12 protein-coding genes are annotated in these 12,667 nt (G+C 68.0%); all 12 read right to left on the bottom strand.

What is annotated here, in order from left to right; translation table 11 throughout:
* Positions 1-173: 173 nt before the first annotated feature.
* Positions 174-845 carry a response regulator transcription factor gene (locus BLQ76_RS14275; protein ID WP_090674487.1) on the bottom strand — a complete coding sequence of 224 codons (672 nt, stop codon included), beginning with the start codon at positions 843-845 and terminating at the stop codon, positions 174-176.
* Positions 846-1,176: 331 nt separating this feature from the next.
* Positions 1,177-2,661 (bottom strand): flagellar hook-length control protein FliK, encoded by a 1,485-nt coding sequence (locus tag BLQ76_RS14270; protein ID WP_090674484.1) that lies wholly within the window; start codon positions 2,659-2,661, stop codon positions 1,177-1,179.
* Positions 2,658-3,902, bottom strand: coding sequence for a hypothetical protein (locus BLQ76_RS14265; protein WP_139184018.1), 1,245 nt, complete (start codon positions 3,900-3,902; stop codon positions 2,658-2,660). Before BLQ76_RS14265 ends, BLQ76_RS14270 begins: the two co-directional genes overlap by 4 nt.
* A complete protein-coding gene (locus tag BLQ76_RS14260; protein WP_280140072.1) occupies positions 3,899-5,014 on the bottom strand; it encodes a flagellar motor protein MotB in 1,116 nt (371 codons plus the stop codon). Before BLQ76_RS14260 ends, BLQ76_RS14265 begins: the two co-directional genes overlap by 4 nt.
* Positions 5,011-5,829 (bottom strand): hypothetical protein, encoded by an 819-nt coding sequence (locus BLQ76_RS21750; protein WP_139184017.1) that lies wholly within the window; start codon positions 5,827-5,829, stop codon positions 5,011-5,013. The genes BLQ76_RS14260 and BLQ76_RS21750 overlap by 4 nt, the downstream gene beginning before the upstream one ends.
* A gap of 3 nt (positions 5,830-5,832) precedes the next feature.
* Entirely contained in the window at positions 5,833-7,533 is a 1,701-nt protein-coding gene (gene fliF, locus BLQ76_RS14255) for a flagellar basal-body MS-ring/collar protein FliF (protein WP_090674828.1), read from the bottom strand.
* Positions 7,534-8,275: 742 nt separating this feature from the next.
* The gene (gene fliP / locus BLQ76_RS14250) at positions 8,276-9,058 is read right to left on the bottom strand and encodes a flagellar type III secretion system pore protein FliP (protein WP_090674480.1); all 783 of its coding nucleotides are present in this window, start codon (positions 9,056-9,058) and stop codon (positions 8,276-8,278) included.
* Positions 9,055-9,570: a flagellar basal body-associated FliL family protein gene (locus tag BLQ76_RS14245; RefSeq protein WP_090674478.1), complete on the bottom strand. Its 516-nt coding sequence runs from the start codon at positions 9,568-9,570 to the stop codon at positions 9,055-9,057. Before BLQ76_RS14245 ends, fliP begins: the two co-directional genes overlap by 4 nt.
* A 129-nt stretch (positions 9,571-9,699) precedes the next feature.
* Positions 9,700-10,407 (bottom strand): flagellar basal body L-ring protein FlgH, encoded by a 708-nt coding sequence (gene flgH, locus BLQ76_RS14240; protein ID WP_090674475.1) that lies wholly within the window; start codon positions 10,405-10,407, stop codon positions 9,700-9,702.
* A complete protein-coding gene (locus BLQ76_RS14235) occupies positions 10,404-11,012 on the bottom strand; it encodes a MotE family protein (RefSeq protein WP_090674473.1) in 609 nt (202 codons plus the stop codon). Before BLQ76_RS14235 ends, flgH begins: the two co-directional genes overlap by 4 nt.
* A 1-nt stretch (position 11,013) precedes the next feature.
* Positions 11,014-12,216, bottom strand: a complete 1,203-nt coding sequence (gene flgI, locus BLQ76_RS14230; RefSeq protein ID WP_090674470.1) for a flagellar basal body P-ring protein FlgI — start codon at positions 12,214-12,216, stop codon at positions 11,014-11,016.
* Positions 12,213-12,665, bottom strand: coding sequence for a flagellar basal body P-ring formation chaperone FlgA (flgA, locus tag BLQ76_RS14225; protein ID WP_090674468.1), 453 nt, complete (start codon positions 12,663-12,665; stop codon positions 12,213-12,215). The genes flgI and flgA overlap by 4 nt, the downstream gene beginning before the upstream one ends.
* Between the last annotated feature and the right edge of the window lie 2 nt (positions 12,666-12,667).

The following is a 12,667-nucleotide window of genomic DNA, read 5'->3' as shown; positions in this document are numbered from 1 at the left end:
TCGTTCGTGGGAGTCAGGTTTGTCGCGAGAAGAATACGAGCCGAGGCTTGCGTCAGGCTGCAGCAGTACAAAGTTTAGTTTCTATCGCATTAACTATTCATTAACTATTCATCGGGCCGCATAAAAAAGGCCCGGCAATTGGCCGGGCCCGCAGATCAGTTCAATTGCGATTGTTACACGCCGATGCCGTAGCCGAGGTACCGCTTGGACGAGACCGGATCGTAGCCGAGGCGCATCTTGAGCTTCTTGCGCAGCTTCGAGATGTGGCTCTCGATGACGTTCTCTTCGACGTTCTCGTCGAAGATGCCGTAGATCGCCGAGAAGAGCTGCTGCTTGGAAACGCGACGGCCCTTGTTGGCCACCAGATATTCGAGGATGCGGCGTTCGCGGCGCGGCAACACCATCGGCTCGCCGCCCACCTCGGCGTCGCGGCCATCCGCAAACACCGCGATCTCGTCAACGACGTTGCGGGCCCGATCCAGCGTCACGTCGCGGCGGCGGATGGCGCCGACGCGAGCCAGGATCTCCTTCACGTGGACCGGCTTGGCGACCACATCGTCGATGCCGGCGGCAAAGAGATCGAGGGTCGAGTTGAGGGCCTTCGCCTCGGCCAGCGCGATCATCGGCGCGGCGGAACGCGAACGGACGAGGCGGGTGTAGGTGCTGCGCTCGGGAAACTCGCCGAGCAGGAAGGCTTCCACCGCGGAGATATCGGCGTCCGAAGCGGTCTCGACCCAGTCGCGGAACTCGTCGACGCCGAAGCCTGCCGACGACACGCCCTCGCTGCCGAAAAGCGACTTGTAGCCGCTCGTCACAAGCTCACGATTATCCACCACAACGATCATCTGAAACCCCTGCCGCCGGTCTGTTCTGATGGCTCAGAGATACCTTTCGGGGTCCGAATCGCACCATCCCTAAAAATCACTATAGGGTTAATGCTTAATTTACCTAGGACCGTTGGTTCCTGTTCGTTAACAGTTGGTTAGGCATAATTTCTCTGTTTTCGCACGAATGCCAAGCCACGACGATTCTACTTAACCGAGCGTCCTTTTGCCGGGCTTGCAACCGACGTGCCGAAGCGGCTGTGTCGGGTGCGCAACGGGCAAGTCTCAACCCGCGACGAAGCGCCGGAATTGGTGTTTCCGGCGAAAGCCAGAAGTCTGGCGTCGGTGCGATTTAGAGGTAGGTTTGCCCGGCCGCCCGCGCCGTCGCGGAGGCACCGGTGGAGGCCGCCGTCGGAGCCGTTTCGCCACCCGGCCTCTCGGCATGGCGGAGGCGACTCTCTTGTTGCTGCGGCTCGTCGCGTTGGCTCGACTGGCCGCCTGCGAAGGAGGATGCGCCCCGGTCGCTGCCCGAGCCGCTGTTCGAGCTGCCGGTGTCGTTGGCCCGAAGAGTGGGCGCGTCCCGCACCGTCACTGTCAGCGCCGCATCGTCGAGCGAGAAGCCGGCGCTCTCGAGGACCTTGCGAAGCGTATCGCGGTCCTGCGTCAAGGCAGCGGCGGCCTCCGGCTTGGAGGCGGCGAGCTCGATCGCGAGCTTGCCTTCGCGCAGGCGCATCGACACTTCCAGCGTGCCGAGATGTTCCGGCTGCAGCTGGATGGTCAGTGTCTTCAAAGCGGCGCCGCCGGCCCGCATCCGAAGATGCGCGTTCTCGGCGGGCTGGGAAGCGGTATCGCCAGGCGCCGAGCCGTTCGCGGCGGGAACGGACCCGAGCGCATCGGCGATCCGTGCCGCGACCTGCAACGCCAGTCCGGGAATGCTTCCGCCGCCGGACGATCCGTCGTCGGCCGTCCTCGCGGCGACGATATCGGCGCGCGTATCGAGGCGCGAAACGGCCGATGCCGGCTCGGCCCGATCGGATGCGGCGCGTCGCCCAGTTCCGTGCCCATCCTGGCGTGCATTCGAGCCCGCCCCTCCGCCGGTGTCGGAGCCGCCCTGTCCCAAACGTGCGACGGCCTCGTCGAAGCGAACCGGTACGGTCGGTCCGCGTGACGGTGCGGTCTCCCGCTCGCTTGCGCGCTCTCCGGCGGCCTGCGATCCAAGATGAGGGTGCAGTGTGTCTGGCGCTTTGCCGGCGACAGCGCCATCTTGGGTTTTGAGGACCTGAACAAGAGCGTCCGATAGATCTGCCTCGGAAGCGGAGGCCGAAGCCGAGGCGACCTCTGCCGCCTCGATGACGGCGCCTTCCAGGCGCGGCTCGAAATGCGTTTCCGTGCGCAGGACCTGAACGCGAGGCAGTCGCGACGCGGCGACATCGTCCCCGAGTTCCTCGCCCTCGTGCAATTGGGCCGCGCGCCCGAGTGCCGGATCCGTCTCGCCGTCCTTCTGTTCGCCCTCGGGTTCGGCCGTCGCGTCGGGCGCGACCAAGGCAGACACGAGCGCCATCAGATCCGCCGCAGGCGTCTGACCGGTGATCGCGGCATCGGCGACGGTGTCCTTGCGGTTGTCTGTATCCGCTACACCGTCATCGGCCGTTGACCGCGTCGGGGCGTTGCGTTCCTGATCCAGGGTTTCGCGCTTGGGGGCTGTGCCCTTCTCGCCGGCCTTGGCAACCGCGGCCCCAAACGCTTGGCCTGCACCCGCGTCGTCGCCGCCCGAGCGCGCACCGCGCGGTGCCGCATCCTTCTCGAGCGCCAGAAAAGGGGATGCGTCGATCTTCATGGGCGGGCGGACTCCAGTTCGCCGTTTGCGGCGGACAGCGCCTGTGCGGCGCGAGCGAGGACGGGCACGTCGGTGACGTCCGCTTCGGCGACCGCTGCGTCGGGCGCACCGATCCCGTCGAGGATGCGGTAGGCCGCGTCGAGCAGAAGGGCGTCTTCGGGGTGAAGCTGCGCGCGGTCGATCGCGGTCAGGCGCCGTCCCCCCTCGTCCGGCCCGAGCGCGGCGAGCGATGCGCCGGTCTGGTAGAGTTGAGCGCGGTTGCGATCCGGCCCCGACAGGTTTTCGGACAGAAGAACCCGCTCCGATGCGAGGCGAGCGAAGTCGAGGTCTCCCTCAACAAGCGACCGACGAGCGACCGATAGGAACAGGCGGTCCTGCCGGGCATCGGGAAGGCCCGCCACGACGTCGCTCATCGCCACCATCGCGGCCTGCGCTCCCTCGCGGACCCGGTCTGTCATGATGGCGGCGAAGCGTGCCTCGAAGTTCGCGGCATAGGTCGAGTCGGCGTAGCGGTCGAAGTAGCGGCGTGCCAGTCGATCGGCCTCGGCATGGCGGCCCTGTTCGTCGGAAAGCAGCGCCTGCAACCGCAAGGCGGCCTCCTCGATCAGGCCGCCGGGAGCGAGCAGGCGCGCCCGATCCAGATGCTGCAACGCCTCGACCGGCTTGGTGAACTGCTGGATCTGGCCGAGAACCAGACTGATTTGCCCGCCGAGCACCGGCTCCAGTTGCAGCGTATCGATGGTGGCGAGTTGCTTGTACGCGCCTTCGAGATCGTTGCGCACGTAGAGAAGCGAGCCCTCGACGAGCGCGTCGTAGTCCGGACCCAGGAGCTTTTCCCGATGCAGCCCCTCGAGAAGTTCCGGCGGTCCGCCACTCAGCGTGAAGAGTACCGCCGCTCGCTTGTTGCGGGCATCCTGCCAGACGGCGGGATCGGCCTGGAGAAACGACTGCGTGAACCGCCTCAACAGCATGGCCTGAACGCGGATCGCCGCCGAGTTGCCGCGGGCGACCTGATCCTGGAGCGCTTGCACGGAGCGCATGACGTCGAAGGGCATGGGCGAGCGCGTCGCGGGCCAGGCGGGGTGGTCACCCGCCGGCTGCGCCGCCGCCTCGACCGGTTCGGCGGCCGGGGCGGCATGAGGCGCGGACACGTCCGACGTTTCCTCGGCCCGCACCGGCGCGCAGAAGGCGGCCAGAAGCCACGTCACCGCCAACGCCATATGTCGCGAATGGGATGTCACGCCTTGGGCTCTTGAAGGAGGATCTCGATGCGTCGGTTGCTGGCCGCGTCGGGATCGGCCGCGTTGCTGGGCTGACGGTCGGCGACGCCCTCGATCGCCTCCACACGGCTGTCGTCGAGGCCGCCGCGCCGGAGCATGTAGTAGGCCATGTGCGCTCGGTCCGTCGAAAGGCGCCAGTTGTCGAGCGCCCCCGAGCCGCTGTAGGGGCGAGCGTCCGTATGGCCCCGGATCACGATGCGCCCGGACCGCTCCTTCAGGATCGCGGCGATGCGCTCCATGAGCAGGATGGCCTCGGCGGTCGGCTTGGCCGAGCCGATCTGGAACATGCCCGTGGCAAGCGTATCGGCAAGCGAGATGGTGACGGCGCCGCTTCCGGCCTCGCCCGGCTTGACCTCGATATCGGCGCCGGCGGGACCGCTCGCCTCGATCTCCTTCTCCAGCTTCGCCGCGTCGACGCCCTCGGCGCTCTGCACGGGCGCTGCCGGTGCCGGCGCGGGTTCGGCCGGCGTCACCACCGTCGCAAAGCTTTGAGCCGCATCGCCCACCGCCTGGTCGCCGGCCGCGCGCGTCGCGTTGGGCTCGAGCTGCCATGTCGTCGGGTCGAAGGGGTCGCGATACGCATCGCCGCCGTTCAGGCCCGGCAGGCCGGATCCGTTCGGCTTGGCCGCCGTCTCGCCTTCGCCCTTGCCGACGCCCGCTTCCGCGACGATCTCGGCGAGAACCGCGTAGGGATCGCGAAACAGCGCCTGGTCCTCGCCGCCCTTGGCGGCACCGCCCACCGGCTTTCCGCCGGGCTCGCCGGGCGCTTCCAGCTCACCGGACTGCGGCTTGCGGCTGGGGTCGGACGGCGCCGTGTCGGTCTGCTGAACGCCATCGGTCGGGGGAACCATGCTGTTCAGCTCGATCGGATTGAAATACTGGGCAATCTGCTTCTTGGTCGCGTCGTCCGACACCGACGTCAGCCACATCACGAGAAAGAACGCCATCATCGCCGTCATGAAGTCGGCGAAGGCGATCTTCCAGGCACCGCCGTGATGGCCGTCCTCGATCTCGCCGGAACGACGAACGATGACGATTTCGGAGTTGTGGGCGGGGGGGCCGGCCGCGCTCACGAGAGAGCCTCCTCCACGGCCTTGAGCCAGGAAGCGAGGCGCGTCTCGATCACGGTCTGGTCCGCATCGATGCGCACGTCGGTATGCGCCTCGTCGGCGTCGAACGAAACATGGCGGGCATGGTCGCCGAGCTTGGTTTCGAGGGCTTCCAAGAGATCGCTCGGGCCGCTGGCCGCGATCTTCACCGCATGGCCGTCGAACGCGATCGTCTTCACGGCACCGGCCAGCTCGTCCACGGTCTGGCGCTTGCGCGCGTCCAGAACGAGCGGGCGCAGGATGGCGTTCAGCGTCTGGCGCAGCGCGTCCTCGAAGACGGCCATCTGAAGAACGACGAGATCGGCGAGGCGCTCGCCTTCGCTCTCGATCCACGCGCGGCGAGCATCGGCAAGCGCCGCAGCGTGATCGGTCTCCAGCTGCCGGCGCAGTTCCGCGACGCGGGCTTCCGAGGCGGCTTCGAGGTCCTGCCGCACGGCATCGCCGCCTTCCTGCAGCGCGTCCTGCCGGGCACGCGCAACGGCCTGCCGCATCTCCTCGCGCAGGGCGTTCCGCTCCATCGCGAAGGCGATCCGCTCGGCCTCGACCTCGCGCGAGGCGACACGCGGATCAGGAATGGCGGGGCGTACGGCGGCGGGCGCTGCGACGGGGCGCGCTGCCGCGGTGAAGGCGGGGCGCATCGCGACCGGTGCCGCAGCGGGTGCGCGGGACGGCGTCGCGTCCAGGCTGCGCGCCGCGACTGGGGTTGGGCGGGGCGTCGCGCGCAGGGGCACGAACTCGTCGCCGCTGTCGTCGGCCAGGAACTGAGCGAGAGGGATCATCGGTTAGGCCGCTTCTTTCTGGTGAATCCACTGCTTCAGGATCGCCGCCGCCTGCGCCTCGTCGAAGTCGACAAGTTTTTCCAGCCGGACCTTGGGCGAGTTCGCGCGGTTGCGCGTCAGTTCGTCGAGGAGTTCGTCGGAGCCGACGCCATCCGTGCCGTAGCCGAGCGAGGCCGCTAGATCCTCGGAGAAGGTCATCGCACCCGGAATGCCGGTGATCTCCGGCGTGTCGAGCAGCGGGTTGCGCAACTCGATCGGGTCGCCGCCCAGCGCGAGGTTGTCGTTCGCCCCCTCGCCCGGTCCGGCGATGGCGCGGATCGCCGGCTTCAGGCCGAACCAGATCACGAGAACAGCCACGACCAGGATGGTGAGCGCGTTCACCAGCGTGCCGGACTGCTTCAGCAGCATCTCGGCCACGCCCGGCGCCGGCACCGGCTCGAGCTCCTGCCCATTGGACACGAAGTCGACCGCAGTGACCTCGAGCTGGTCGCCGCGCGCTTCGGTGATGCCGGCCGCCGAGGCGACCAGCGTGCGGACCTCGTTCAGGGCCTTGTCGATCGCCTCGGGCGCCGGGTTCTCGCCCAGAGTCGCCAGAAGGCGCGCCCGGTTCACGACCACGGCGACCGACAGCTTCTTGACGTCGTAGCCGTCCGACACCGTCTGCGTCGTGGTCTCGTTGATCTCGTAGTTGGTCAGCTCCTCACGGCGCTCGTTGGCCTCCGACGACGTGTTGCCGTTGGCGGCGGCTGCCGGTGCGGCCTGGGGCACGTTCTGTGCCGCCGTCGCCGCGTTCTGGTTGGCCTGGCTGTCGTTGGACTGGCCCGTCTCGCGAACCGTGCGCGTCGAACGCTCGACGCGGCCGTCCGGATCGAAGACGCGTGCGCTGGTCTGGCGACGATCGGTATCGAGGCGCGCGATGACGCTGGACTGGAAGTTGCCGACGCCGAGGTAAGGCGCGAGCGTGCGACGAATCGAGTCCTCGATCGAATGGGAGACGATGCCTTCCATGCCGAGCTGCTTCGTGGACGTGGCGGAAGCTGCGTCGTCACCCGAGGCGAGAAGCGTCCCGTCCGTGTTGAGCACCGTCACCTGATCAACCTTCATGCCGGGAATGGCGGAGGCGACGAGATGACGGATGGCCTGCGCGTTGGCGAAGTCCTCGGTGTTGTCGGTGCGAATCACGACCGACGCGGAGGGCGGCTGCTGGTCACGGCGGAACGAACCGGCCTCCGGCAGGACGATATGGACGCGGGCGGCGCGCACGTCCTTGAGCGTCTGAATGGTGCGGGACAGCTCGCCTTCCAGGGCGCGGACCTTCGTCACCTCCTGCATGAAGGTGGTCAGGCCCATTGAGCCCATCGTATCGAAGAGCTCGTAGCCCGCCTTGTCGGAGCGGGGCAGACCCTTCTCGGCGAGCAGCATGCGGGCGGGCGCGGTCTGCGAGACGGAGGTGGATACCGTATCGCCGGCTGCATTCACGTCGAACGGAATGCCGGCCTCCGTCAGCGCGGCGCCGATGCGGGTGACATCCTGACGGTCGAGACCGGAATACAGCGTCTCGGTCGTCGGGCGCGACAGCGCGTAGGCGCCGAGCGAGACGAGAGCCACCGCGACGAGGCCGACGATCGCCAGCGCACCGAGCTTTCGACCGCCAAGTGCCTGGAGGTTGGACAGGAGTTTTCGGGCCTCGGCCCGAGCGACCATCGCCATCGTATGTTCCGCTGCTGTCAGGGAGTGACGGGGCCACCATGGGGCGACAAGCTTGTGCGGGCGTGATGGAAGACGAAGGTTGGAGGACCGAGTCTGGATCAGCGCTCGGAAACATTCGTGCCAACCAGCGATCCGCACGGCGGTACGATCCGACCGGCGGCTCCATCGTTCCATGAACGGGGTGATCGACGTTCACGCAGGACGTGAGTCGAGGGCTCTCGCGTCGGGCCGGGTTACTCGAGGACACGAGATGGCGGGCGGCAAACGATCTGCGCCGTGCAAAGCCCAGCCGTAACGGAGATTAGGACAGCGACGCGCTGGTCGTGGGAACGCTCGACGTCAGGAGTTCGGTCTCAGCTCGCCGAACGAGGACGCCGGTCGATGTCGCTGACGTTTGGTCGGCTGCCGGTCGTCACCAGAGACCGGGCGACTTTGCGAGGCCGACGCGTCGGACCGAGCCCCAACCGCGCGCGGCCTGAGAGCACGACGCCCGGTCTTCGTGTTCGGGGTCCAGTTGATTCGCCAGTTTTTGTTGCCGGGTCGATGATGACGTCCGCCGTCTGGGAACGGCCGAGCCGTTACCCGCTCTCGTTTGGGTGCCAATACGAACGCCTGCCACGCAGAAGCCAGGGCTCCCGGCGATCGCGCTTGCGAACGAACGGGGAGCCCTGGCTTCGTGAGCGAGATGGGCGGCGGCGATCGGCGCGGGCCGGAGACCTACCGGCACGGTGGATCGCTACAGGAAGGACCGCACGAGCGATCCCGTCAGCATGTTCCAACCGTCGATCAGAACGAAGAACAAGATCTTGAAGGGCAAGGAGATGATCGTGGGGGGCAGCATCATCATGCCCATCGACATGGTGAGGGTCGCGACGATCAGGTCGATCACGAGAAACGGAAGAACGATCAGGAAGCCGATCTCGAAGCCGCGCCGCAGCTCGGAGATCATGAAGGCGGGCACGAGAACGCGGAAGTCGACGACCTGTCCATCCCCTGCCCCCTGCTCGACCTCGGGTAACCGGTCGCGGATCGAGGCCTGGTTGATGTTTTCGAACAAGGCCAGATCCGATTCGCGCACCTGATCGAGCATGAACTCGCGGAAGGGTTCGGCGATGCGCGGCAGCGCTTCCTGCTCCTGGATCTCGCCGCGCATCAGCGGCTGCAAGCCGTCGCGCCAGGCTTGATCGAAGGTCGGCATCATCACGAAGAAGGTGATGAAGAGCGAGAGCGAGATCAGGATGAGGTTGGCGGGCGTCGACTGGAGGCCCAACCCCGTGCGCAGGATCGACAGCGCGATCACGACGCGGGTGAAGGCCGTCACCATGACGAGGAGGCCTGGGGCGACCGAAAGCACGGTCACGATGCCGAACAGCTGGACGATGCGGCCCGAGACCGCCGCGTCACCCGCCGGAATCAGCGAGGCGAGATCGCCGGCGGCCTGCGCGACGGCGTCCTGCGCAAGCGCAGGGACCGTCAGGACCGGCAGAAGCGCCAGTCCCAGGAGGGTGGACCGCTTCACTTGACCACCAGCGTGTCGATCAGGATGTCCTCGACGTCGGCGGAGCGCAGCTTGGCACGCTCCAGGAGATCCTCCCGCAGGTGCAGAAGGCCGCGCGAGCCTTCGACCTGGGCGAGTTCCAGCGAGCGGGCGAACACCACCGTATCGGCCTGGACCTGAGCCGCGATCAGCGCCGTGTCCGCGGTGCTGCCGGCCTTCATGACGAGGCTTGCCCCCAGGCGCAGCTGCGTGCCGGGCGGCGACGAGATGTCGGCAGTGACCGGAGCCAACGGGACGATGGCGCTTTGAACGGTCTCGGCCGGCGTCGGCTCAGCCGCGGGCGCGGGCGTTGCCTCGGCGACGGGCGGCACCGCTTCCTTGGCGCCGAGCATGGTGCCGAGTGCCCAGCCACCGCCGGCCGCGACCAGCGTCAGGGCCGCGACGGTTCCGGCGGTCGCGATCCAGCCGCTACGCTTCGGGGGGGCGCCCGCGCCACTCAGAATGGCCAGCGCTTCGGGGGAGAGTTCGGTCATGGCGGGCGTTCCCGGCGTGTCGGATGCCAGGGATCTCCTGCCGCCGGACGGCGATCGGTGCCGCCCGGGCCAGAGCCCCGACAGCGCCGAGTGTTAAGAAAGTGTGCTGATGCGAGCCTTGCGGTTCCGTTAGTAGGGCAAGCCCCGATCCAGCACCTGCTGCCCCCAGGCCGGCTGTTGAACCTCGCTCAACCGCCCGCGTCCGCCGTAGGAGATGCGCGCTTCCGCGATCTTGTCGTAGGGGATCGTGTTGTTGGGCAGGATGTCGCCGGGCCGGATGATGCCGGCGACCGAGAGGACGCGGACCTCGAAGTTGACGCGCACCTCCTGCTGTCCGGCGATGTAAAGGTTGCCGTTCGGGAGAACCTGGGTGACGACGGCCGCGACGGAGACGTTGATCTCCTCCTTGCGGTCCACGGTTCCCTTGCCGGTGGTCTTGGTGCCGCCCTTCAGGCCCAGCGTGGTGCCGACGGTGGGCAGGTCCCAGGAGCCGAGCGCGCCCTTGAGATCGGCACCGACGTTCACGCCCGAGTCGCGCGAGCGCTTGGTGTTGTTGTCGAGCGTCGCCTTGTCGTCGATCTTGATCTTCACCGTGACGATGTCGCCGACGTTCAGGGCGCGCGTGTCGCGGAAGAAGTCGGCGTTGCGCCCGGTCCAGAGCGAGTTCACGTTGCGGGGCGGCTCGTAGGCGGTCGGTTCGGGCGCGACGACGGCGGGAAACTGGTTGAGACCGGTTCCCGGCGGGGTCAGGATCGGCTCGCGCATGAGCTCGTCGCGCGTCGCCGTCTGGCAGCCCGCGAGCATGAGCAGGGCGAGAAGCGAGGCGACCTGTCTCACGAGCGGTTCTCCGATCCGGCGCTGGGAGCCTCGGTGGCGGCGGTCGTGGCACCGCGATCGGTCTTGCGAACGATCAGATCGGCCAGTTCGGCCGCGACGGGCGCCGGCATCTCAGCGAGGATCGCGCTTGCCTGGCGCGACTTCAAGCGCGTCAGGAGCGAGGCCGCGACGGGGCGCTCGAGACCGGCGAGCTGGGCGGCCGCCGCGTCCGGCTTCATGGCCGAGTAGATGTCCGTCATGATCCCGGCGGTGGAGTCGAGAAAGGCCTTCCGCTCGGCGATCCAGCCTTGCACTTCCTGGCGCTTGGCCTCGAGCTGATCGATGCGCTCCGAAAGCTGCCCCTCGGCTTCCTGGACCTTCTTCAGCTGCAACGCGTTGCGGGCGTCGAGCGCGGGGTCCGCGATATTGGCGCAGTAGCGCTCGACGTCGCTCATGGGCGCGGGCTCCGCCGGAGCGACCGCCTGACCGTTGGGCCCGACGACGCGCACCTTGGCGGGCGCCGCAGGTGCGGCGGGCGCGGCCGCACCGCCGGACGCTTCTTCTGCGTGAGCCGGCACGGCCGCAAGGAAGGCGACGAGCGCCAGGTTGAGAGCGGTTCGGGTCATGTCACTGCACCACGAGATCGGCCTGCAGCGCGCCCGCTGTCTTGATGGCCTGGAGGATGGCGATGATGCCGGTGGGCTTCAGCCCTAGGCGGTTGAGGCCGCGCACGACCGCTTCGAGGTTCGCGCCCTGGACGATGGCGAGGTTGCCGCCGCCCTGCTCCGCGTTGACCACGGTATCCTTGGTGACCACCGTCTGGCCGTCGCTGAACGGCGCCGGTTGAGAAACGTTGGGGATGTCGGTGATGCGCACCGTCAGCGATCCGTGCGTGACGGCGACCGTCGAGATCTGGACGTCCTGCCCCATCACCACCGTCCCGGTCCGCTCGTCGATGACAACGCGGGCCGCTTGGTCGGGCGTGATCTGAAGGTCGCCGAGATCCGCGATGAAGCGGGTCGTCGAGATCTTGGTGGGCCGCGTCAGCTGGATCGTGCGGAAGTCCTGCTCGCGCGCCACGGGCTTGCCGTAGGTGGACACCGCGAAAGCGTTGACCGCGTCCACCACGCGAATCGCGGTGCGGTAGTCGGGATTGCGAAGTTCCATCGTCACGAGCGGCGTATCGACGGTCGCGCGCGGGACCTCGCGTTCGATCAGGGCGCCGCCGGCGATCCGGCCGGTGGTCGGCGTGCCCTGCGTCAGGCTCTCGTTGGTGCCCTCGGAAGAGAAGCCCGAGACGGCGAGCGCTCCCTGCCCGACCGCGTAGATCTCGCCGTCGGGCCCATAGAGCGGGGTCATCACCAGCGTGCCGCCCATGAGCGAGGACGCGTCGCCCAGCGACGACACCGATACGTCGATGCGCGAGCCAATTCCGGCAAAGGCCGGAAGGTCGGCCGTCACGACCACCGCGGCGACGTTGCGCGTGCGCGGGTTCGCCGAGCGGACGTTGACGCCCATGCGGTCCAGCATCGACTGCAGGGATTGTTCGGTGAACGGCGAGTTGCGAAGGGAGTCGCCCGTGCCCTGGAGGCCCACCACGAGGCCGTAGCCGACGAGCTGGTTGTCGCGCACGCCCTTGATCGTGGTGATGTCCTTGATGCGGACGCCGCCCGCCGGACGAACGCGCGGCACGACGGTCTGGAAGTTCTCGCGTGCGCCGATGCCGGCCTGCCCATAGGCCGGTCCGCCGACATAGTCGGCCGCCGACGCCGGGGCGGCGAGCGCGGCGCACAGAAGAAGCGTCGAGAAGCGCGACAGGGGGCGGGTCATCGGGAGGAGACCTCGATCGTACCGTCCTCCTGCGCGACGCCGCTGATCGTGACGCCGCTGTCGACGTTACGCACCCGCACCGCGTCGCCCGCGCCGGCCGACTGGAGCGGCGTGCCGAGGCCCGTGATCAGAAGACCGTCCTCCCGATAGATCAGCGTCGCCGCGACGCCAGCCGTGACCGCGTTGGGCGACTTGAGATCCGACAGGAGGATCGGCTGGTTGGGCAGGAGCGTGCGGCGCGCCACGCGGTCGCGCAGCATGCCTTGCTCCACGACATAGGACGACAGCCGCTCGCCGGGAACGTCGAAGCGCATCGCGATGACACCGCGGTCGAGCACGTTCTGGCCGGGATAAACGACGGCGGTCGGAACGAAGAGCGCGATGTCGGCCGCCGACGCCGGGCTCGCGCCGAGACAGGCGGCGAAGAGAAGGAGAAGGCGGCCGCGCATGG

It is taken from the genome of Aureimonas jatrophae (genome assembly GCF_900104035.1).
Lineage (GTDB): Bacteria > Pseudomonadota > Alphaproteobacteria > Rhizobiales > Rhizobiaceae > Aureimonas > Aureimonas jatrophae.
This window is presented reverse-complemented; position numbering and strand designations above follow the sequence as displayed.